This is a genomic window from Pseudanabaena sp. UWO310 (assembly GCF_006861605.1).
Classification (GTDB): domain Bacteria; phylum Cyanobacteriota; class Cyanobacteriia; order Pseudanabaenales; family Pseudanabaenaceae; genus Pseudanabaena.
Map to the genome: position 1 here is coordinate 15,115 of NZ_SELU01000033.1, position 22,166 is coordinate 37,280.

Annotated in this window: 24 protein-coding genes and 1 tRNA gene; 18 read left to right on the forward strand and 7 right to left on the reverse strand. The window is 43.8% G+C overall.

Annotated elements, in window-relative coordinates; translation table 11 throughout:
- The first annotated feature begins 76 nt into the window (after positions 1 to 76).
- Positions 77 to 415: a rhodanese-like domain-containing protein gene (locus PseudUWO310_RS12395; RefSeq protein ID WP_142601678.1), complete on the forward strand. Its 339-nt coding sequence runs from the start codon at positions 77 to 79 to the stop codon at positions 413 to 415.
- Between the two features lie 35 nt (positions 416 to 450).
- On the opposite strand, the gene PseudUWO310_RS12400 is transcribed toward PseudUWO310_RS12395, so the two are convergent.
- Positions 451 to 633, reverse strand: coding sequence for a hypothetical protein (locus PseudUWO310_RS12400; RefSeq protein WP_009627333.1), 183 nt, complete (start codon positions 631 to 633; stop codon positions 451 to 453).
- Positions 634 to 1,112: 479 nt separating this feature from the next.
- On the opposite strand from PseudUWO310_RS12400, the gene PseudUWO310_RS12405 reads away from it, so the two are divergent.
- The 3 genes from PseudUWO310_RS12405 (at position 1,113) to PseudUWO310_RS12415 (ending at position 3,726) form a co-directional block, all read left to right on the forward strand.
- Entirely contained in the window at positions 1,113 to 2,492 is a 1,380-nt protein-coding gene (locus tag PseudUWO310_RS12405; protein ID WP_142601681.1) for an anthranilate synthase component I, read from the forward strand.
- 140 nt (positions 2,493 to 2,632) lie between these two features.
- Complete coding sequence (locus PseudUWO310_RS12410) at positions 2,633 to 3,013, forward strand: hypothetical protein (RefSeq protein WP_055075154.1); 381 nt, start codon at positions 2,633 to 2,635, stop codon at positions 3,011 to 3,013.
- Positions 3,014 to 3,342: 329 nt separating this feature from the next.
- Entirely contained in the window at positions 3,343 to 3,726 is a 384-nt protein-coding gene (locus PseudUWO310_RS12415; RefSeq protein ID WP_142601683.1) for a pentapeptide repeat-containing protein, read from the forward strand.
- A gap of 130 nt (positions 3,727 to 3,856) precedes the next feature.
- Here PseudUWO310_RS12415 and PseudUWO310_RS12420 read toward each other — a convergent pair whose 3' ends face one another.
- Positions 3,857 to 5,230 carry a TldD/PmbA family protein gene (locus PseudUWO310_RS12420; RefSeq protein ID WP_142601685.1) on the reverse strand — a complete coding sequence of 458 codons (1,374 nt, stop codon included), beginning with the start codon at positions 5,228 to 5,230 and terminating at the stop codon, positions 3,857 to 3,859.
- Positions 5,231 to 5,823: 593 nt separating this feature from the next.
- Between PseudUWO310_RS12420 and PseudUWO310_RS12425 the strand changes: the two genes are divergently transcribed.
- The 3 genes from PseudUWO310_RS12425 to def all read left to right on the forward strand — a co-directional run bounded on the left by PseudUWO310_RS12425 (position 5,824) and on the right by def (position 9,193).
- Positions 5,824 to 8,085, forward strand: coding sequence for an ATP-dependent helicase (locus PseudUWO310_RS12425; protein WP_142601688.1), 2,262 nt, complete (start codon positions 5,824 to 5,826; stop codon positions 8,083 to 8,085).
- Between the two features lie 42 nt (positions 8,086 to 8,127).
- Positions 8,128 to 8,355 (forward strand): hypothetical protein, encoded by a 228-nt coding sequence (locus tag PseudUWO310_RS12430; RefSeq protein ID WP_009627339.1) that lies wholly within the window; start codon positions 8,128 to 8,130, stop codon positions 8,353 to 8,355.
- Between the two features lie 196 nt (positions 8,356 to 8,551).
- Positions 8,552 to 9,193, forward strand: coding sequence for a peptide deformylase (gene def / locus PseudUWO310_RS12435; RefSeq protein WP_223805642.1), 642 nt, complete (start codon positions 8,552 to 8,554; stop codon positions 9,191 to 9,193).
- Positions 9,194 to 9,298: 105 nt separating this feature from the next.
- On the opposite strand, the gene PseudUWO310_RS12440 is transcribed toward def, so the two are convergent.
- Positions 9,299 to 9,742, reverse strand: a complete 444-nt coding sequence (locus tag PseudUWO310_RS12440) for a hypothetical protein (RefSeq protein WP_142601690.1) — start codon at positions 9,740 to 9,742, stop codon at positions 9,299 to 9,301.
- Positions 9,743 to 9,809: 67 nt separating this feature from the next.
- Complete coding sequence (gene pyrF / locus PseudUWO310_RS12445; protein WP_142601693.1) at positions 9,810 to 10,544, reverse strand: orotidine-5'-phosphate decarboxylase; 735 nt, start codon at positions 10,542 to 10,544, stop codon at positions 9,810 to 9,812.
- Between the two features lie 66 nt (positions 10,545 to 10,610).
- Between pyrF and PseudUWO310_RS12450 the strand changes: the two genes are divergently transcribed.
- Positions 10,611 to 13,169, forward strand: coding sequence for a mannose-1-phosphate guanyltransferase (locus PseudUWO310_RS12450; protein WP_142601695.1), 2,559 nt, complete (start codon positions 10,611 to 10,613; stop codon positions 13,167 to 13,169).
- A gap of 215 nt (positions 13,170 to 13,384) precedes the next feature.
- Positions 13,385 to 13,456, forward strand: a tRNA-Gln gene (locus tag PseudUWO310_RS12455).
- 99 nt (positions 13,457 to 13,555) lie between these two features.
- On the opposite strand, the gene gloB is transcribed toward PseudUWO310_RS12455, so the two are convergent.
- Positions 13,556 to 14,332, reverse strand: coding sequence for a hydroxyacylglutathione hydrolase (gene gloB / locus PseudUWO310_RS12460; protein WP_142601697.1), 777 nt, complete (start codon positions 14,330 to 14,332; stop codon positions 13,556 to 13,558).
- A gap of 53 nt (positions 14,333 to 14,385) precedes the next feature.
- Positions 14,386 to 16,821 carry a GH36-type glycosyl hydrolase domain-containing protein gene (locus PseudUWO310_RS12465; protein WP_142601699.1) on the reverse strand — a complete coding sequence of 812 codons (2,436 nt, stop codon included), beginning with the start codon at positions 16,819 to 16,821 and terminating at the stop codon, positions 14,386 to 14,388.
- A 217-nt stretch (positions 16,822 to 17,038) separates the two neighbouring features.
- Here PseudUWO310_RS12465 and PseudUWO310_RS12470 point away from each other — a divergent pair, with 217 nt between their 5' ends.
- The 9 genes from PseudUWO310_RS12470 to PseudUWO310_RS12510 all read left to right on the forward strand — a co-directional run bounded on the left by PseudUWO310_RS12470 (position 17,039) and on the right by PseudUWO310_RS12510 (position 21,567).
- Entirely contained in the window at positions 17,039 to 17,281 is a 243-nt protein-coding gene (locus PseudUWO310_RS12470; RefSeq protein ID WP_190316008.1) for a hypothetical protein, read from the forward strand.
- The gene (locus PseudUWO310_RS12475) at positions 17,278 to 17,667 is read left to right on the forward strand and encodes a type II toxin-antitoxin system VapC family toxin (RefSeq protein WP_142601701.1); all 390 of its coding nucleotides are present in this window, start codon (positions 17,278 to 17,280) and stop codon (positions 17,665 to 17,667) included. Before PseudUWO310_RS12470 ends, PseudUWO310_RS12475 begins: the two co-directional genes overlap by 4 nt.
- Before the next feature lie 148 nt (positions 17,668 to 17,815).
- Positions 17,816 to 19,717 (forward strand): WG repeat-containing protein, encoded by a 1,902-nt coding sequence (locus PseudUWO310_RS12480; RefSeq protein WP_142601703.1) that lies wholly within the window; start codon positions 17,816 to 17,818, stop codon positions 19,715 to 19,717.
- 14 nt (positions 19,718 to 19,731) lie between these two features.
- On the forward strand, positions 19,732 to 19,965 hold the full coding sequence (locus PseudUWO310_RS12485) for a hypothetical protein (protein WP_190316006.1): 234 nt from the start codon (positions 19,732 to 19,734) through the stop codon (positions 19,963 to 19,965).
- Between the two features lie 18 nt (positions 19,966 to 19,983).
- Positions 19,984 to 20,250: a hypothetical protein gene (locus tag PseudUWO310_RS12490; RefSeq protein WP_142601706.1), complete on the forward strand. Its 267-nt coding sequence runs from the start codon at positions 19,984 to 19,986 to the stop codon at positions 20,248 to 20,250.
- A complete protein-coding gene (locus PseudUWO310_RS12495; RefSeq protein WP_142601708.1) occupies positions 20,247 to 20,603 on the forward strand; it encodes a type II toxin-antitoxin system PemK/MazF family toxin in 357 nt (118 codons plus the stop codon). Before PseudUWO310_RS12490 ends, PseudUWO310_RS12495 begins: the two co-directional genes overlap by 4 nt.
- Positions 20,604 to 20,652: 49 nt before the next feature.
- A complete protein-coding gene (locus PseudUWO310_RS12500) occupies positions 20,653 to 20,961 on the forward strand; it encodes a hypothetical protein (RefSeq protein WP_142601710.1) in 309 nt (102 codons plus the stop codon).
- Positions 20,958 to 21,233 carry a hypothetical protein gene (locus PseudUWO310_RS12505; protein WP_142601713.1) on the forward strand — a complete coding sequence of 92 codons (276 nt, stop codon included), beginning with the start codon at positions 20,958 to 20,960 and terminating at the stop codon, positions 21,231 to 21,233. The genes PseudUWO310_RS12500 and PseudUWO310_RS12505 overlap by 4 nt, the downstream gene beginning before the upstream one ends.
- Positions 21,223 to 21,567: a type II toxin-antitoxin system RelE/ParE family toxin gene (locus tag PseudUWO310_RS12510; RefSeq protein ID WP_142601716.1), complete on the forward strand. Its 345-nt coding sequence runs from the start codon at positions 21,223 to 21,225 to the stop codon at positions 21,565 to 21,567. The genes PseudUWO310_RS12505 and PseudUWO310_RS12510 overlap by 11 nt, the downstream gene beginning before the upstream one ends.
- 150 nt (positions 21,568 to 21,717) lie before the next feature.
- On the opposite strand, the gene dut is transcribed toward PseudUWO310_RS12510, so the two are convergent.
- Positions 21,718 to 22,155, reverse strand: coding sequence for a dUTP diphosphatase (dut, locus tag PseudUWO310_RS12515; RefSeq protein WP_142601718.1), 438 nt, complete (start codon positions 22,153 to 22,155; stop codon positions 21,718 to 21,720).
- Positions 22,156 to 22,166: the final 11 nt, after the last annotated feature.

Sequence of the window (22,166 nt, forward strand, 5' to 3'; positions counted from 1 at the left end):
CTATCATCTAAAGTTTGAACTAAAAGCGGGACTTGTGTTAGGTTTTTAACTCATACCTAAGAGATATTTTGTCAGTATGTCTATCATCCAAATTACCGTCCAAGAGCTAGCCGAACGTTTGGCTGGAGAACATCAAGATTTGCAACTGATTGATGTGCGCGAACGGCATGAGGTGGAAATCGCCGCGATCGCTGATTTTACGATCTTACCCCTAAGCGAATATGAGGAATGGGCTGCTGATTTCAAAGAAAAATTCGATCCCCACACAGAAACCCTAGTCTTGTGCCATCACGGGATGCGATCGGCGCAAATGTGTCAATGGCTGATCGAGCGAGGGTTTACCAATGTCAAAAATATCGATGGCGGCATTGATGCCTATGCCTATATCGTTGAGCCCACCATGGCAAAATATTGAGAATTTTATCAAAATTTCCCTAAAATAATAGGGGGTTAATGGGTTAGGAAAGGAACGCTAAAGAATACGGCTAAACCAAGCGCGGAAACGATACAGGTAATGATGGTAATAACGATAAACTTGCGATCGTTAGCGCCATAAAACCTATTTGGCAAGGAACTTGCAAGTACCATTAATCCAATTACGGCAAGAATTCCAATAAATAAGCTGCGGTTCATAGTTGTTTATTGAGTTGTTTATTGAGTTGTTTATTCCCTGTGGGGCTGTTGATAGTTTTTCGGTTCGGATCGTTTGAGATATTTCCCGATTTTTCTATCCTACCGCGACTATGAAACGGCAATTTTGGCAATTTTTCAATTTTTATAGATATATAGCTATAGCCACTGTAGTTATACCAATTCTCAAAATGGCGTTGCCATTTTGAGAATCTCAAAACCTTACTGGGTTTGGTGTTGAATTCACAAAAGTGTTGTCACACTTTCGTGAATTGGTATTAAGACCTAAAACCCGCAAATAGAGTTGCGGCGCAAAGCGCCGCAACTCTATTTGCGGGTTTTGGGTTTGTCCTAACATAATTGGCTACCACTATAGTTTCTGATATAACGCAAAAGATGGCGGCGCGAAGCGCCGCCATCTTTTGCGTTATATCAGTTGACCAAATTGCGGTTTAATAAAACCGTACCTTACAAAATCTTCTATGACCGATTGGGTGTGGCTTCAGCGATCGCTACCCACAGAAATGACAGGCGCAGATTTATGGGAATCGCTCTATGCGCATGATCCTGTAACGGTTTTGCTGGAAAGCCCCGCCGCAGCCCCTTCAAAACTAGCCCGCTATTCCATTGCCGCAGGTAAACCCCTACGCTTTTGGACTCCCGAAGTTGGGAAAATTTTGCCCTGTCTAGAACAATTGCGATCGCAATTAGTCGCCTCTGCTCAGAACACCCACATCGATCAACTTCCGCAGCATTTACCATTTACGGGGGGCTATCTGGGCTGGTTAGGCTACGATCTCGCTTGGGAAATCGAACGATTGCCCTATACCAAAACCGATACCCTACCTTTTCCGATCGCATTTTGGTATGAGCCATCTAGTTTTGCGGTCATGGATCATCAGACACAGGAAGTCTGGATCGCCGCGAGCAATCGCCAAGAGTTACATGAGTTAAGCGATCGCCTCAGCGATCGTGTTTCCCAGATACAATCCCCAGCTAATTCTTTGTCGTTCCAGTCAACCGCATCGATCCTTGGAGCCCAGCCTTCCTATTCGCCCTCCCAGCAAGGCTATGAGATGATGGTGGACAAAGTCAAAGAACATATTTATGCGGGAGATATTTTTCAGGCTAATCTTTCGATGCGCTTTGGTCATCCTTGGCAAGCCGATGGATGGCAACTATACCGACATTTACAAAGGATCAACCCTTCTCCTTTTGCCAGTTATTGGCGCACAACTTGGGGTGAAGTGATCAGCGTTTCCCCCGAACGGTTAGTCAGTTTGCGCGATCGCCATGCCGAAACTCGCCCCATTGCGGGGACAAGACCGCGCGGCAAAACCGAGCAGCAAGATCAGGAGTTTGAACGCGAATTACGCGCTTGTACCAAAGAACAAGCCGAACATATCATGCTCGTCGATCTCGAACGTAACGACCTCGGAAGGGTCTGTGAAGCAGGGACTATTCAAGTGGACGAGTTACTGGCGATCGAGCGCTATAGCCATGTGATGCATCTTGTTAGTAACGTGGTAGGTAAACTGCAAAGCGATCGCACTTTAGTCGATCTGATCCGCGCTACTTTTCCGGGGGGGACTATTACGGGCTGCCCGAAAATACGCTGTATGGAAATTATCGAGAAATTAGAACCCCAACGCCGCAGTTTATTTTATGGTTCCTGTGGCTATATCGATCGACGGGGCAATATGGATCTGAATATTCTGATTCGGACTTTGCTCAAAACTAACGATCACATTTGGGGACAGGTCGGAGCAGGGATCGTCGCTGATAGTATGAGCGATCGAGAATGGCGCGAATCCCTACAAAAAGCCCAAGCCCAACTATCCGCTCTCGGACTAAGCAGTTGAGAGCGTACCGCCCGCTACGCGAGCGTTACGCTCTTCTAGGTTTTAAATCGAAATTAGTGGCGCATGGCTTCACTCCGCGCCACTAATTTATTCACTGGGAAGGGAGTAATATAACTACATACTCAAAAGTTTATATACCTGTGAATTACTATTTTCCTTCCGATCCTCCCTATTTTTTATTTGCTATTTCTCTCATCGCAGGAATTGCCTGTGGACGCTCCTTTGAAGTAACTTTGCGGAATCTTGTCAATATTTGGTCTAAAAGCAAATCTTCGCGCACCATGCTAGAGCTAAAAAGCGCCAGCATCAAAGTGCCCTATCTCGGCATGACCATTAGTATCGCCGTATTTATGTCCACGGGACTAGAAGTATTTGGGTTTCCGACGCTTTTCGGCTATATCGTCGCCATTCCCATTACCTTAGGCATTGCTCTCCTCGTTTGGCGGCAATTAGGACAAATGTTGGTGGAGTTAGAAAAAGGTGGCTCAGCAGCACTAGATCTAGACTCTTTTGAGGGTTAGTATTACGGGACAAATTTTTATAGCCACTAGCCATCCACCGAATCTGAGGATTTTTGCTAAAGACATTGCATTGCAATATCTTTAGCAAAAAATCAGTTTCTCGCTTTTATTTTATATCTATATTCAGTAACCAGTAATGTTAGGACGAAAATCAAGCCGAATAGAGAGTTGCGGCGCTTCGCGCCGCAACTCTCTATTCGGCTTGTCCTGACTTGAGTAACTATAGCTATAACTTTAAGCAAAAGGTACTATAAAAGCCTCGCTTGGCAAAGCTTTTAAAAATTTGTCTGTACAATAACTAATAGAATTTTGCCTAGGCTAGTCAATTAATGGATGCTAAAGAATTTTTACAAGTCTATCGAGCGGGGCGAAAAGTATTTTCTAATATCAATCTCGTAGGTGCAGATCTACAGGCGATCGATCTGCACAAGATTGACTTTAGCCACGCCTTAATGAGTAAGGCTAACTTTGCCAATTCTAAGCTCTGCCGTGCTAATCTCACTGGGGCAGATCTGAGCTACTCTAATCTAAACAGCGCCGATCTTCATCGCGCCAATTTGCGCTATGCCAATCTTAAGGGAGCAGATTTACGCAATGCCGATCTCCGTGGGGCAGATTTACGTGGGGCTAATTTAAGTTGGGCAAATATGCAGGATGCTCTTTTTGAGGGCGCACAGATGACAAATGTTAATTTTTACAATGCTAAAAAATAGGGCTTATAAATTAAATAATTAGGAGTGCGCGGCAAAGCCGCGCACCCCTAATTAATACCAATTCCCAAAATGGCGTTGCCATTTTGGGAATTGGTAGATAGATAAATGAGCCCAAAAGCGACCCATTTATCTATGCTTCGCCAGTGATTGACAGCCCCTCTACCCAAATTTTGGGTGCAACCCCTGAAGGAGTAATCTTTACCTCTGGTTCAACATAAACGATCGCCTTGAGTAATTCCAAGATATCACCTGCTACAGTGGCGGACTCAATACTGATGCGATCGCCTTTATTTAACAACCAACCATCAAAAGGCAAAGAAAAAGAACCCTGTGATGCCTGTACTCCCGCATGAAGGGCTTGAAGTTCGTCAATCCAAATAACATTATCCACCTTTTCTAAGTCATAAATTGTCTCATTTGACTCATTAGCTGCATTACTACGCTCTACATGAAAAAAGTTAGGGCTTACAGAAACCTTCGCCCCCACACTACCATTGCCCGTCGGCTTGGCATTCAGACGCTTTGCCGTGACCGAGCTATGCAAAAAGTTCACTAAAACACCATCAGTAATTAAGGGCGTGCGGCGAGTTGGTGTTCCCTCCCCATCAAAGGTTGATGCACCAACATTACCTATATGCAGTTCGTCATCGCTCACATTTAGCAAGGGCGAAGCGATCTGAGTACCAATCGAATCGGGGTTAGAGAGACTGTTTTTATCAAGAATACTCTGGGCATTAAAGAGACTCGAAAAGGCACTAATTAAACTTAAAAAGGCTTCAGGAGAAAATACGACTAAGTATTTACCAGATTTAATTTTGTCGTAATTCAAATGACTGATGGTTTTTTCCGCAGTTTCTTCCACACAACCCTTGACATCTAAACTCGCAAAATCCCGACTCACGCGATAAGCCCCTGCGCTGCGAGGTTTTCTGTCTTCTTCTTCAGTTTTGGTATAAAGATAAATGGAACTATAGGAACTACTTTCATTCCGCATTGCGCCATCGCTATTAAGATAGAATCGACTGATATCGCGTTGTGAGAGCCCATTATAGGGAACTCCCGCGATCGCCCTATGTTTTGCTAATAATTCTTTCTCAGCATCTAAGAGGGTGGCGACAAGCAGCTCGATCGCAGTTTGAGGAGAAGTTTGAGGAGCAGTTTGAGATGCTTGAGGGAGAATCGCGATCGCTTCGGGACTAAAATCGGGAATGTTTTCCTTAGCTCCAAAAAAACTCGCTTCATGGGCGCTTTGGAGGGCGAGTTCTAATCCTACGCGATCGGTATTAGTGGTGGAAGTAACACCAACCGTCCCTTCCTCATTCCAAACCCTCACGGTGACGCTAGCGCGATTAGATGCCGATACTTGTTTAGGCTCGCCGCTATCCACTTCGGCACTGGTTTCATCAACGATCGCACCGTAAATATCAAATTTTTTAATCCCTAGCTTGCTAGCGGTATCTTTGGCATCGGAGACTAATTTTTCTACACTAAGCGCTGATGACATAGACCTTGTAATTATCCTTGTAATTATCTTTTGAGTAATTATTTTTTGATTTTTTCTAAGTAGCTGGGCATAATTGAAACCCACTGTCAAAATCGGTAGCGCAAGCGCAGCAAGTGCGCTATAGCTTGTGAATTCAGGTTTTAATTATGCCTAGCTACTTATTAACCATCATAGCAAGCGAAACCCTATAAATTTCCGAGGGTAATCACCGTAAGGAAATCAAGAGAGATCTGCTTTGTACAGCATCTGGCTTTTAGCTTTTAGCTTTTGGCTTTTAGCTTTTAGCTTTTAGCTTTTAGCTTTTAGCTTTTAGCTTTTGGCTTTTGGCTTTTGGCTTTTGGCTTTTGGCTTTTGGCTTTTGGTCAAAGATGACTGGTGACAGCTATAAAATAATAAGTAGCTAATAAGTAGCTAATAAGTGGCTAAGCATAGGTAAACTCAAAGTCTAGAAAATCCAGAAAATCTAGAAGAGAGTACCGCCCGCTGGGCGGTATGCTCTCTGGTTTTGATTTTTAATCATGCTGAACTACTTACTTAATTGATTTACTTAATTGATTTACTTAATTGATTTACTAAGTTGTGATAAATTCCCTATGGTTTCTCCTGAAGTTCTCCATGAATTGCGCCAAACTCTCCGTAAGGGACAACAACCAATGGCAGACTGGCAGGGTGGAGAGTTGGCTGTATCCGCAGTACCAGGCGCAGGCAAATCGACGGGAATGGCAGTTGCGGCGGCGATCGCGATCGCTAAGTTGCAACTCCATCGGCAAAAGCAACTGGTAATCGTTACCTTTACGCGCTCGGCAGTCAGCAATATTCGTAAAAAAGTATCCGAGCATTTAAAAAATCTTCACTTACCCCAGAGTGCTTTTACGGTCAGTACTCTCCATAGCTTGGCTTATAACATTGCCAGTACCCATCGCGAACTATCGGGATTTGGTGTGGGAGAAACCAAGATTATTTCCGAATCGCTCAAACAGAAGCTAATTCGCAATGCCACCTATCTCTGGGTGAAAGAGAATCCTAAACTATACGATCTACTTCTCGAAGGTAGAAACTTTGATGGTGAGGATACCGAACGTTTGCGCCGACAAACCGTATTGCGTACCGATGTATTGCCGAGCTTAGCGAGAGAAGCGATCGCTACCGCAAAAAGCTCTGGCTTGAGTCCATTAGAGCTACGCGATGCCAAAGCCCCTGATGGAGGGAATATTTTAGAAATTGCGGCGGGGCTTTATGAAACCTACGAGCGTCTATTGCGACAGGAAGGAGCTATCGACTATGACGATATGATTTTGGGAGCCTTGCGAGTATTAAGAAATGATAACGTTCGTAAATATTGGCAAGAAAGGATTTTTGCAGTATTTGAAGATGAAGCTCAAGACTCTTCTCCATTGCAGACTAAGTTATTAGAGATTCTGGCGCAGCATTCCCTCGCCCAGCCGCCCTTGTCATCGGAGGGAGCGGAGGTTAAAAACCTCATGCGAGTTGGCGATCCCAATCAAGCGATTAATTCTACCTTTACGCCCGCCGATCCGCGTTTTTTTAATGAGTTTTGCGATCGCTGTCACCTCAATGCCCAACTCTCCACCCTCGATCGGGCGGGACGCAGTACCAGCAATATAATGCGCGCCGCTAATTACGTCCTACATTGGGTCAATCATTCCGAATATGCACGAATCGAGAAGCCCTTTCGTCCTCAAAAAATCCGCCCCGTCGATGCTGATGACCCGCAGGCAAATGCCAACCCCGAACCCATGGGCAAGGGTGTAGAGATTTATACTCCCGATGATATCGAGCGGGAAATGGAAATGATTGGCGATCGCATTCTGCAACTCTATGCCCAAAATCCCCAGACCAGTATGGCGATTTTGGTGCGCCAACATAATCAGGGACGATTTGTGGCGGATGCTTTGGCAGGGCTGAGCAAAGAGCATGACATAAAAATCTATGATGTGGAACAGAGCGATCGCCGTTCGCGTGTGCCGATGGATATGTTGGCAATTTTACAATTTATGGAACGCCCCCATTCCCCTGACAATCTCAAGTCAGCCTTAGAAGTTCTCAAAGATCGCCAAAAAATCTCATCACAGCAGGATCTCAATGCGCTTGCCAGCAATCCCGAAAAATTTCTCTATCCCACCCTCCTCGATCCGAGCCTATCAACCCTTGCGCAAGAGACTCAATCCAAATGTATCGGGCTGCTCCGTGCCAAAATAACGCTCCCCCTATACAACCTGATTCCCTTTATTGCCTTTACCCTCTACGACGAAGAGGCAGGACTATTGGCAACAGCGGATAAATTAGGCGATCGCCTCAACCAGCAACTCGTCGGCAATTACTCAATGCAAACCGTAATTGAAGCCCTACGAGAAATTGTGGAATCGGAGAGTTTTGAAGCTGTTGAAGATGAGAATTTAGAAGGACGTTACATGGCAGGCGGACAGGTAACGATTATTAGTTTGCACAAATCCAAGGGTTTAGACTGGGATGTCGTTTTCATGCCCTTTCTCCATAAACGTATTTGTCCTGGAGAAGCCTATATTCCTGAAGCCGTTAAGTTCTTGGGGGATTTCGGCTTGCCCGAAGTAACGCGGGCTCAGATTCGGGCGATCGTTCACGGCGATCGCCTTCCTAACGCTGAAGAAGCTTGGGCGCAATATAACTACCTCAAACAGGCTGAGGAGTTTCGGCTACTTTACGTTGGCATGACCCGTGCCAAGAAATTACTATGGCTTTCAGCGGCAAAAGCCGCCCCTTTCAGTTGGAATACTCTAGAAAACCGCACTGAAAATGCGCCAATTTGCCCTGCGATCGCTGAGTTAGCTCGTAAATTTCCCGAACTACTTTCCTGAAATGCTAAAATATGCCTTGATATTTTGTTAGGAAAACAACATATGTCCACTAGACGCAGTGATAGCGCATTTCCTGTTGGTTATAACCGAGATACTGATAGCCTTGTCGAAGGAATGACAAAACGTGAATATTTTGCGATTATGATCATGCAAGGACTCACAACGGCTAATGCTAAGTTTGAAGATGAGTATCAGAAAGCACGTTTAGCTGTCACTGAAGCTGATGCCTTGATCGATATTCTCGCCTACGAAGCAAATCCTAAAGCATAGCGCCCTTAATGATATAGCTGTTAGCTGTCGCCATCTGCGTTAGGACAAAATCAAAACCCAAGAATAGAAGGTTGGCGCTCAGCGCCAACCTTCTATTCTTGGGTTTCTGGCGATAGCCATGTTTTCTATAGGGAGACTATCATAGAGATAGATTTTCAGGTAATTCATTCAAGTAATTCATCTAAGTAATTCATCTATGTTTACCCAGCCAATTAAATTGATTAATCAAACGCTTAACAAAAAATTTAATAAACCCTTTAATCAGATATTTACTTTATTTACTCATTTATTTACTGAAAAAGCTCCTAAGCAATCGGTTTACCAGATCGGTAATCCGATCTTGAGGCAAATCGCTCAACCGATCGCTGATACGAGCGATCGCGAGATCCAACAGCTCATTGATGCCATGCTAGTTACTCTCAAAGAAAGTAGAGGTGTTGGCTTGGCAGCTCCCCAAATCGGGAAATCGCTACAATTATTAATTGTGGCTTCCCATCCCAATCAACGCTATCCTCATGCGCCCCAAATGGAACCAACAGCCATGATCAATCCCCAAATCATCTCGCATTCAGAGGAAACTGAAAAAGGATGGGAAGGTTGTTTGTCCGTACCCATGATTCGCGGGCTAGTCCCCCGCTACCGTGAAATTGAAGTTGCCTATACGGATCGATATGGCGATCGGCAAGTTGCTAAATTAACGGATTTTGTGGCTCGAATATTCCAACATGAATACGATCATTTAGAAGGTAAGGTCTTTTTAGATCGGGTAGAAAGCTCCCTCGATCTCGCCTCGGAAGCTGAGTATCACAAACTTTTACAAGTATCTAAAGTAAGTTAAAACTGCAAAGAAGGAGACGGCGCGAAGCGCCGTCTCCTTGCGACTAAAATATGAGTGGCGGCGCTTCGCGCCGCCACTCATATTTTGGGTTTTTATTTTTCCTAGCTATCTTTTATTTGCAGTTAATGCCTCAAATTTTTTCTTTTGTTCGGGTGTCAACAGCGCCACCAACTGCCTTCTGTGATCGACCAGAAGCGCCCCTATCGTCTTCTTTTGATCGGCAGTTAAATTTAATGTTTTTAAGACGGGCACAAATCCTTGTCTAGCTTTTAAACCTGTTTCCAGCTTTTGACGTTGTTCGGGAGTCAGATTTTGGGCAACTTTCTTATAGGTGTCCGTAGTAATAGCAATTAGTTTCTTCTTCTGAGCCGCTGTTAGATTCAGTTGTGCTAAGACCTCTGATTTTACAGAATCATCTTCAGCTTTAACAGCTCCCTTAGTTTGCGTGATTGCAGTCCATCTCTCAGCATTAGCGGGCATAGCTCTTAGGGCAAAGCCCGAACTCAAGATAACAAGCGCAGTGAGGATAAGGGAATTTAGTTTTTTCATGTTTATTTAAATGAATTAACGAATGAATTAACGATCGCTATGGAAATTCAGTAAGCTTGGCTATAGTTTAGATGCATTCTTGGCAAATTTGTTCCCATGCTGTGATGGGATCTACTGCCGCTGTAATTGGGCGACCAATGACTAAATAGTTAGCACCAGCGGCGATCGCCTGCCGAGGAGTCATCACACGACTTTGATCGCCCACTGCGGCTCCGCTCGGGCGCACTCCTGGAGTCACCAAGCAAAAATCATCACCTAATAGCGATCGCAGTTTGGCAGCCTCATGGGGAGAACAAACCGCTCCCTGCAAACCGCTCGCCCTTGCCAACAAAACCATCTGGGACACATATTCAGGGATATCTAAACCAACCTTGAGATCGTCGGCTAATGCTGTCGCCGAAATACTGGTTAAGAGCGAAACCGCTAAAAGTTGCGTTGACGAGTCTTGAACCTCCGCTTGCGCAGCTTGCATCATTGCCCCACCGCCTGCTGCGTGAATTGTTAAGAAATCTGCACCATATTTAGTAGCAACTCGACATGCTGAGGCAACGGTATTGGGGATGTCATGGAGCTTTAAATCGAGAAAAATCCGTTTGTTACGGGTCTTTAGTTCGCGTAAAACCGTAACGCCATCGGCTATAAACAGCTCCAGTCCTATTTTCCAGAAATCCACCTGTGGTAAGCGATCGCATAAATTAATCGCTTCCGTCGCTGATGGGACATCTAGCGCCACAATAATTTTGGTAGAGACTTTGGTAGAGATTTTGGTGGGGATAGCTTCAGGATTAAGGTTTATTTTCATTGCTTTATCGCAAATTTGAACGATACTAGAGCCTAATCCTATTACGTATTGACGTTCGGAGGATCTATGCGCGCAGTATTGATGGCAGGCGGGTCGGGAACAAGACTACGTCCGCTCACATGTGACATGCCAAAACCGATGGTCTCGGTACTAAATCGACCGATTACTGAGCATATTCTCAATTTATTAAAACGTCATGACATTCGCGAAGTAATCGCCACTTTGCATTACTTGCCTGATGTAATTCGAGAACATTTCGGTGATGGCTCCGATTTTGGCGTAAATATGATGTATGTGGTTGAGGAGGATCAACCGCTGGGAACCGCTGGCTGTGTTAAAAACGTAGAAAGCCTTTTAAATAGTACTTTTCTGGTAATCAGCGGCGATAGCATCACTGACTTCGATCTGACCGCCGCCATCAAATTCCATCGCGCCAAAAAATCTCAAGCTACCCTGATTTTAAGGCGAGTAACCGATCCGATGGCCTTTGGAGTGGTAATTACCGATGAAGAAGATCGTATTAAAAGGTTTCTAGAGAAACCCTCAACGAGTGAGGTCTTTTCCGATACGGTAAATACAGGTATTTACATTCTGGAACCTGAAGTTTTAAATTTTTTACCCGTAAATCAGCCCAGCGACTTTTCTAACGATCTATTTCCCCTGTTGCTTGCCAAAAATGTACCTATGTATGGCTATATCGCTAGTGGCTATTGGTGCGATATTGGTTCCCTCGATGCCTATCGGCAAGCCCAATATGATGCCATCAGGGGAAGAGTACATCTAGATATGGACTACGTGCAGCTACGGACAGGGCTCTGGATTGGCAAACATACGGTCATCTCGCCTACGGTACAGATCGAACCCCCTGTATTGATTGGTAGCAACTGCGCGATCGGCGATCGCACTAAAATTTCCGCAGGAACGATCATTGGCGATCGCGTCACCATTGGGGCTGATTGCGATCTCCAGCGACCGATCGTGGGCAACAGTGCCATGATTTCTGAGGAATGTCATCTCTGGGCTTGCACGATTTCGCGCAACGTGAGGGTTAGTAGAAGAGCCCATGTGATGGAGGGAGCCGTGGTTGGCTCTAACTCAGTAATTGGGGAAGAGGCAAGAGTTTTTCCCAATGTGCGGATTTGGCCAAGTAAGCATGTGGAAGCAGGCGCAACCCTTACCACAAACTTAATTTGGGGGGCGATGGCATCACGAAACCTATTTGGGCAATATAGTGTATCTGGGCTCGCCAATGTGGATATTACGCCTGAATTTGCCGTCAAGCTGGGGGCGGCCTATGGTGCAACCCTACGCCCCAATTCCCATGTGATGGTATCGCGAGATCAGCGGACGATCTGCCGAATGCTAACGCGATCGCTAATTTCAGGGTTAATGTCCGTCGGCATTAATGTGGAGAACCTCGAAGCCACGGCAATTCCCATCTCGCGATTCATTGCACCCAGTTTAGGCGTTGTCGGTGGTATCCATGTGCGCGTCCATCCCGATCGCAGTGACTGTGTAACGATCGAGTTTTTGGATAGTAATGGCATTAATATCAACAAAGCGACAGAGAAAAAGATCGAGGGAACCTTTTTTAAAGAGGACTTCCGCCGCGCCCGTATTGAGGAAATTGGGGAAATTAGCTATCCCACCCGCGTACTGGATTATTACAACACTGGGTTTGCCAAAAACATTGATGTAGAATCAATTCGTTTTAGCGATTGTAAAAAAATTGTCATTGATTACGTCTATGCCGTGTCAGGGGCAGTCTTACCAAGGATTTTAGGCAAATTTAGCACCGATGTCGTCGTTCTCAATGCCAGCCTCAATGAGGTGGCTCCCGCTCCCGTGGATCGCGAAAAAATGTTGACCCAACTAACCGATGTGGTCAAGGCGGTTAGAGCCAACTTTGGGGTACAGGTCTTTGCTAATGGCGAAAAGTTTATCTTGATCGATGAATTGGGTAAGCCTATCCGCGATGAGCTCTTGACGGGTTTAATGGTGGAAATGGCTCTGATGTCACAACATGGCGGCACTATTGTCGTTCCTGTCTCCGCCTCAGGCATGGTGGAATTAATTGCGGAGCGTCATGCAGGCAAAGTGATCCGTACCCGTGCTAATCCCACAGCGTTAATGGCAACCTGTCATAGCCATGAGGGGGTAGTGCTGGGAGGCTCGGCTGAAATGGGATTTATCTTCCCGCAACTGCATCCAGGCTTTGATGCCATGTTTAGCATTGCCAAAATTATGGAATGGATTACGCTGCAAAAGCGATCGCTATCGCAGGTACGGTTGCATTTACCCCGTTGTCATTTTCGGAAGCAGATAGTGCGTTGCCCTTGGAGCATCAAAGGCACGCTCATGCGCCACCTAGTCGAATCCTATGGGAGAGAAAAGGTAGAACTGATCGATGGGGTAAAGGTTTTTTATAGCGATTTTGACTGGGTTTTAGTGTTGCCCGATGCTAGCGATCCCCTCGTCCATGTTTTTGCCAATGGTTTCGATACCCCATTCAGTAATGGACAAGCATGGGCTGAGCAACACCTCCAAGATGTTTGCAGTCATATTGAAGGATTTTGTAAGTTACAGATTGCTCTGTCTAAAGATTCTGTCCTGCTTGATAACTAAATCCAAAAGAATGATTGGTGGCGCTTCGCGCCACCAATCATTCTTTTGGATTTGTAGAAGAAAATGGCGTAGCCATTTTGTGATTTGGTATAATTTGCATTGTCCTATAAAAAAGTTTGGGCAATGGGTTGACAAAACCCCATATACCTTTGCTATAGTAAGTACCGCGCAATCAAAGAGATTTGAAAAACGCACCGATACTGTAAGAGACACAATGGGGTGTCGCCAAGTGGTAAGGCAGCTGGTTTTGGTCCAGCCATTCCGAGGTTCGAATCCTTGCACCCCAGTTAGAACATAAAGTTAAAAAATAAAAAAGCTCCTCTTTGAGGAGCTTTTTTATTCCCAAAACCGAATTGGCGGCGCTTCGCGCCGCCAATTGTGTAATTCTAACCAGCGAAATTATCCTTTTGTCCGCGAATTCTGGCAAAGACGCGATCGGGAATATCAAGCCCCGCCGATCGCTGAATTGCGGGCGCATCCCAACGCATAAAGGGATTAGTCTGCTTTTCTAAACCAATCGTGCTGGGAACTGTAGATTCGCCCCTTTGCCGCATGGCTGTTGCAGTGACCATCCTCTCTTGTAAATCAGGATTCTCGCCATCAACGGTGAGGGCAAACTTGAGATTACCCAAGGTATATTCATGGGCGCACCAAACGCGAGTATCGTCAGGCAATTGACGCAATTGATCGAGGGATTCTAGCATCTGGGCGGGAGTGCCTTCAAATAATCTGCCACAGCCTCCTGCAAATAAAGTATCCCCGCAGAATAATTCACCACCTTGATCGCCCACCGCAGGGAAATAATAGGCAATATGCGCGTAAGTATGTCCAGGAACAAAAAATACTTCCGCTTCGCGATCGCCAAAGGTCACGCGATCGCCGCCTTTGAGAAATACTTGCTGGTGGGGAATGCGATCGCGGTCTTTTTCGCCACCATAGACAATTGCATCGGGAAATTTTTTAATTAGCGCATTATTACCACCAACATGATCGCCATGGTGATGGGTATTAAAAATCGCAACTAAATTTGCGCCTAGTTCTTCTAACTTATCTAAGACTGGCTCGGCAACCGCAGGATCGACGACTGCGGCAGTATTACTGGCAGGATCGTACAAGACAAACACATAGTTGTCACTAAGAACGGCTAGACGATGAATTTGCATGGGATTTTTAGTATGGTTCGCAGGCAGTGCTTTGCACTGCCTATGGTAGGGATTTATAAATGAACTACGATCTCTATTTCATCTCCATTATACCGAGTCAAATCTATAAATTTCTCTTTTACAATCTCGCCGTTTGCGGTCATCTGCTTGATGTCGCTGTGATTGACTACCGTTAGCGCGATAACCTTACCTCGAAACTTACGTTTTGCTGTAAATCCAGACCACTCACTTGGAATTTTAGGATCGATGATCATGCCTGTAAATGTGGGCTGGAATCCTAAGATGTAATCGATACCAATGCGAAGCATCCATACGGCTGTGCCTGTGAGCCATGAATGACTTGCCTGACCTTGGGTTTCATGATCGGGACTGGTCACATATTCGGGATAGACATAGGGTTCGGTTTCAAAGCGATCGCATTTTGCATCAGTCGCCTGTGAAGAATTAATCGGCATCATGCGGCGATAGATGTCCCAAGCAAATTCCGTATCACCATTGAGAATCGAAGCTAATACAAACCAAGAGGAGGCATGATTAAACACTGCACCATTTTCCTTCTTTCCCGGAACGCAACGACTGATTAGCCCAACGGTGTCATCAATTTCCGTAAAGGATGGCGCGACGATTTGCATTCCAAAGGGAGTAGCCAAATATTCGCGGCTGCTTGCCATTGCTTTATCAGCACGTTCCTGTGGCGCAAGTTCGGAAATTACCGCCCATGATTGAGCGTTGAGAAAGATTTTGCCTTGCGACGCACTCGATACGCCGATGGGTTCGCCATTGTCACGGAAGGCGCGTAAATACCATTCACCATCCCAACAGACATCATTGGTTACTTGGCGCAAATGCTCATAGAACTTCTGAAATCGATCTAATGCTGCGCGATCGCCTTGTTGTTCGCAAACTGGTAAAGATTTTTTCAATACATAACCTAAGAAAAATGCGCCCCAAGTGGTTTCGCCTTTGCCCTGTGAGCCCACATGGTCGAGGGTGTCGTTCCAATCACCTGTAAAGATGCGTGGCATTCCTCTCTCGCCTGTATTGGCGATCGCAAAGTCCAGCGCTCTCACCAAATGCTCGTAGACATTGCCTGAAGTCTCATCATGGTAAGGAACCACTTCTTCAAGAATAGAAAAATCACCCGTTTCCTTGAGGTATTCCACAATCCCAAAGGGAATCCACAAAGGCGTATCAGAATGGTTAGTGCGCTCGCCTGTATTGGTCAGGACAAAATAATTATGTAAAGTGGAACCATCCTTAAATTGGAAGTTCAGCGCTTTAATTAATCTTTCTCTGACTCGCGCAGGATCGACCATGACTACGCCGAGAATATCCTGAAAGCGATCGCGCATTCCTGTCCCAAATAGCAATCCACCGTGATAGTAGCCCGAATTTCGTGCCATATCAAAAGTTACTGCCGCCTGATACTGATTCCAGACATTGATCATCGCATTAAAGGCTTCATCGGGTGTTTGTACCTGTACACAGGACAAATGCTGATCCCATTTTTGTTTTAGTTGAAGGAATTGGCGATCGATAGTTTTTAGGAGATCCCCTCCAGCCCCCCTTAATAAGGGGGGAGAAGAAAATTTATCCTCCTTATTAAGGGGGGTAGGGGGGATCTCTTTCGGCACAATTTCCAAAGTCACGGCAAAATCCACAGAGCCATTTGCTGCCAAGCTAATCTTCGACTGCAAAGCCACCACAGGATCACCCGCCGTAATCTCGGTATTCTGCATCACCCCTGTTTCTACCGCCACAGGATTAGATTCCGATCGCCATCTGCCAATAAACTTATCGAGACTGCTATCAAAGCCTGAAATTGGCAAACTTTGCGAGAAATAAACCTGATACTTCCAATCAATATTTGGTTGCTTAACGGAAACTCCCTTATTCAAAACCCAATAGCGGCGCGTAGCTACTAAAGCTTGCAGTTCTCGATCGAAATGAATATCCGTGAAATGTTTGTCATTAGGTTGATTGATCTGATCGTTGAGAGCATTGCCCATCAATAATTCCAAGAATGAATAAATCTCTAAATCACGGGCTTGTCCTGAAAGTTCCGTTAACTTCACGCGCCAAACTTCCGCATTGGTTTCAGTAGGAACGAAGTAAGTAATTTCCCCACGAATTCCATTTATCTCCGTGGTAATCTTGGTGTAGCCTTGCCCATGACGACATTCATAGGAATCATATTTTAAATCAATTGTCGGAGCCCAACTCAGTGACCAATATTTCCCCGTGGCGCTATCTTTAACCATTACATAACGTCCAGGACGATCCCAAGGCAGACAGTTATAGCGCATTCGGCTGATGCGGTTATCCCGTGGCGATTCCAAAAAGCTAAAGCCGCCACCTGTATGGGAAATTAGCCCTGCATATTGGCTATTCCACATATAGTTAAACCAAGGGCGCGGAGTGCGCGGATTTGTAATCACAAATTCCCGATAATCTTCGGTGTAATAGCCATACTGGTTTGCGATCGCCACGATGAAAAATATTCCTATAGATGATAGTTATTACTCATTGAACCACAGACTGTATATGCATCTATAAGCGATCACCCCAAAATTAATTTTAAGGCGATCTCATATATCCCAATTACCAGTACTGAATTTTTTGTCAGTTTATTTAGGGAGATAAAGCGTTCTCATCACAATTAATTAACTGTTATAATCATTCTGTCTTTTAGCTCAAAAGGATATCGTGATCGTGTTACTGCAAGAACTTAAAGAACAGTCTTATAAATTATCAACAAGCGATCGCCTCGAACTAATAAGCGCGATCGCTCAATCTTTGCAAAAATCACAGAAGATATCTGCTAATTTTGAACCTAAGACAATTCAAACCCAACGTCCTGCTTTTGGTGTCATGAAAGGAAGTGGCGAAATTTTGGGAGATATAGTTGCCCCAGCATTATCTGAAAGTGCTTGGGAAGTATTGCAATGAAGCTTTTGCTCGATACGCATATTTGGCTATGGTATTTACTCGCAGATGATCGCCTATCAAGTGAACTAAAATCACTAATCGCAAATCCAGCTATTGAGATTTGGTTAAGTCCGATTAGTATTTGGGAGACAGTCATTCTTGCGGAAAAACGGCGAATATCTTTACAGCCTAATACGAGTAAATGGATTAACTTATCGCTTCAAAAATTAGAAACTCGCGAAGCTCTGTTAAATCATGAAATTGCGATTTTGAGTCGTGAAATTGCCTTACCTCATCAAGATCCTGCGGATCGGTTTATCGCGGCTACCGCAATTTTCTATGATCTAACTTTGGCGACTATGGATGGAAATCTTACTGGCTTTGCTGGGTTGAAAACAGTTAGCTAAAATTAGCCACAATCCCATAAAACCCTCATAAAATAGCGAGCGCCAAAAATAATTTCAAGGCGATCGCCCATCACCAAATCTCCAAAACTGAAGTTTTTGTCAGCTACAATCATCTTGTCTCTAAATCTCAACAGCATCAGTCGCGATTATGAGTTATTGCCTTAATCCTGTTTGCACTCAGCCTCAAAATTCAGATGTAACTTTTTGTCAGTCCTGTGGCGCTAAGTTGTTGCTACGGGAGCGTTATCGGGCGGTGCGTCAGATTGGACAGGGTGGTTTTGGTAAGACGTTTTTGGCAGTGGATCAAGATTTGCCTAATAAGCCTGCTTGTGTGATTAAGCAGTTTAGTCCGCAGATTCAAGGTGCTAGTGGTTTACAAAAGGCGACTGAGCTTTTTGAGCAGGAGGCAGTGCAGCTAAATATTTTGGGTAAGCATCCGCAGATTCCTGAGTTGTTGGCGCATTTTGAACAGGATGGGCGGTTGTATTTGGTGCAGGAGTATGTGAAGGGGCGGAATTTGGCGGAGGAGTTGGCGCAGGATGGGGCTTTTAGTGAGCCGAAAATTCGGGAGTTGTTGGTTGGGTTGTTGCCTGTGTTGCAATATATCCATGACAATCAGGTGATTCATCGGGATATTAAGCCAGAGAATATTATTCGGCGTGATGATGGGATGTTGTTTTTGGTTGATTTTGGGGCGGTGAAGTTGATGACTGGTACTGCTCTATTGGGAACTGGAACTGTAATTGGCGATCCGCGATATATGTCTCCCGAACAGTTGAGGGGTAAGGCGGATGGTAGTAGTGATTTGTATGCTTTGGGTGTAACTTGTCTTCACCTTATTACGGATGTTGACCCATTGAATTTGTTTGATGATGCGGAAGGTGAATGGGTATGGCGAGATTATTTGTCTTCTGTGAGTTCGGGAATTGCTGCTCTACTAGATAAAATGGTTGTAAGAGCAATGAAGAAGCGCTATATCTCAGCTTCAAAGGTCTTATCTGATTTGGGAGTTAGGTCAGAAATAGTAGTTAGTAAATATAGCGAATCACAGGTTACTTCTGAAAAAGTAGATGTGATACAAATACAATCACTTACTCCTGTTCAAATTGGAAATAAGTATGGATATGAGAACGAATCAGGACAGGTTGTTACAAAACTACTATTTGATTATGCAAAACCTTTTTCTGAGGGACTGGCGGCAGTCTTATTTAATGATAAGTGGGGTTTTGTCAATGCAACTGGAGAGTTTGAAATTAACCCACAATTCGATAGAGCCTATAGCTTTGGCAATGGCTTGGCGAGAGTAAAAGTCAAAAAAAAGTATTATTTTATTAATAAAAAAGGTGATGTAGCACTTAGACCTAATTTTAAATTTATTGGAGACTTTAAAGAAGGAGTCGCAAGAATTGCTATCAATCCATATGAAAAAAAGCGTCTTTACCAATTTGGTACTAGTGTTATTGATTATTTTGATTCTCAGAATGAATTTGATGAAATATGGGAAAATTTAGTTGGCAAGTATGGTTTTATTAACACAAATGGTGATCTGGTTATTGATCCACAATACGATATCGCATTCTCTTTTCATGAAGGAATGGCTATAATCGGCGTGGGTGAGCATAGAAAATATGGAGATAAATTAGATGAATTTGCTAGTTTTGCGGGAAAATATGGATTTATTGATAAAAATGGCAAAATTATTATCAATCCCATTTTTGAAGGCGTTAGTTATTTCAAGAACGGAGTAGCGAGGTTTAGTAGATACATAGGAAATGAAATATATCAAGGCTTTATTGACAAAAGTGGAAAAGTAATATTTCAAATTAAAGACTGTTATGAATTAAATGATTTTTCTGATGGTTTGGCAGCTTTTAAGAACACAGATATTAGGTGGGGTTATGTTGATTGGTCTGGGAATGTTGTAATAAAGCCTAAATTCTGGCAAGTAGAACCATTTAAAAATGGATATGCAAAAGTAGAAACAATGGGAAATTGGTTCTCTTCAAGAAGATCTCGGACAATTGATAAGGCTGGAAAATTTGTGGATTAAAGGAGGAAATGGGAATGACAGCACAGCCTATGAATACCAAAATTACAAACATCATCAAACTGCGATCAAACCATCCAGCATCGATCAAAGAGATGATTCAAAGTGACTTTGCGAAAAGATTACAAAGTCTTGAATTAGGACTACAAAAAACTCAAACACGACTAGAACAATTTGAAGCAAAATATCAATGGTCAACTGAAACATTTATCAATCTTTTTACCAGCGATCAGACAATCAGTATAAATTAAAAATCTGGAGAACAAACAATGATTGAACTAACTTTTGAGCAGAGGCAAGATGTCATCAAACAGGTCGAAACTCCTCCTCGTGCGATTGATCCAGATACAGCCATAACCTATGTACTTATTCGCGAAGAAGTATATGCAAAAATAAAAGCACTTTTAATCGAAGAGCAAAATAATCAATTCTTGCAAGATATGTACCTTCCTGTCATGGAAACCTTCGGCAAAGAAGGCTGGGACGATCCAGCGATGGATATCTACAACGATCTCGATCCCCGCAGACAATCATGAATATTCAACGCGGAGATATTGTGCTAGTCGATTATCCTTACACTTCAAGTAGTGAAACTAAAGTCCGTCCAGTCCTTGTCATCCAGAACGATCGCGACAACCAACGGCTCAAAAACACAATCGTAGTCCAAATCACAAGCCAAACCCAACGTTCCTTAGAACCAACGCAATTATTAATCGTAATGGCGCCCCCTGAGGGGCAAGAATCAGGACTAAGACAAGATTCTGTCATTAATTGCGTCAATCTACTTACACTGGACAAAGATAAAATTCTCAGAAAATTGGGACGGCTACCGAATTCCTTACTCCAAAAAGTCAACGACTGTTTAAAGGCAGCACTAGAGTTAACCTAGAGTCAGAGATCATTTATAAAATTATTCATTGTTTAAGTCTAAATAGTCTATGAATGCCAAAATTACAAACATCATCAAACTGCGATCGAATCATCCAGAATTGATCAAAGAGATGATTCAAAGTGACTTTGCGAAAAGATTACAAAGCCTTGAATTAGGGCTACAAAAAACTCAAACACGACTAGAACAATTTGAAGCAAAATATCAATGGTCAACTGAAACATTTATCAATCTCTTTACCAGCGATCAACTACAACATAGACTTGACTTTGATGAATGGCTAGGAGAAGCATGGATGTTAGCAAAATTGCAACAGAAAATCGCAATTGTTGAAAATGAGGATCTAAACCAAATATGAAACGCACACAAGTAAAAGTAAATCTATCTCTTCCTTTCAAAGCTCTCATAGAAATGATGAGTTCCCTAGAACTGCGAGAGAAAATAAAACTACGAGAACTATTAGATCGAGATATTGCCATAACTCAACAAAAATCTCAAAACCTATCTTCACAAGAAACCTCACAGGAACTAGAACCTGCGATGGAAAGTTTTCGGCGCGGTTGGGATGACGTAATGAATGGTAGAACCAGACCAATTTCAGAACTTTGGGATGGGATTGATGTCGATTGATCCATTAGTTGAGCTTAAATTCTCAGAAGAGTTTAAAAATAAACTTCGCGATTTATCAAAAAAGTATCGTAATATTCGCGCAGACTTACAGCCAGTTCTTGACGACCTCCAAGCAGGAAACTTTCAAGGCGATCAAATTGCTAACGTTGGCTATACAGTTTTCAAATTGCGGATTAAGAATCGAGATAACAAGAAAGGTAAAAGTGCGGGTTACAGAGTCATTTACTACGTCAAAACAGCCACATCGGTGATTCTAGTTACGATTTACTCAAAATCAGAGCAGTCAAATATCCCAGCCGCAGAAATTCGCCATATTCTGGCTAACTATGAATAATCACCTACCGATCATCTTTGGTGTAATAGCCGTATTGGTTTGCGATCGCCACGATGAAAAATATTCCTACAGTTGATGATGAGCCTCATATATTGAACCACATACGGTAAAGGATGGGTGACGCGAAGCGCCACCCATCCTTTTGATCGCTTACTTCAATCCAGTACTGCCAAAACCGCCAGTACCGCGATCGCTAGATCCTAAGACACCTTCAACATAATGCGCTTGTACTACCGTTTTTAATACTAACTGAGCAATCTTTTGCCCTTTAGTAAAGGTGTAAGGTTCCTTACCAAGATTAACCACTATCACTTGAATCTCGCCGCGATAGCCAGCATCAACGGTACCAGGAGAATTGAGAACCGTAATGCCATGTTTCAAAGCCAAACCACTCTTAGGACGCACTTGGATCTCATAACCAAGGGGAATATCCACAGCCAATCCCGTCGGAATAGCCGCACGATCTAGGGGTTGGAGCGTAACTTCAGCAACCGTATAAACATCAGCCCCCGCATCGCCAAGATGAGCGTAACTAGGAATCTGTGCCTCTGGATGCAGCTTTTGAAAATTGATTTTTATATTTTGCATTTATATTTTGC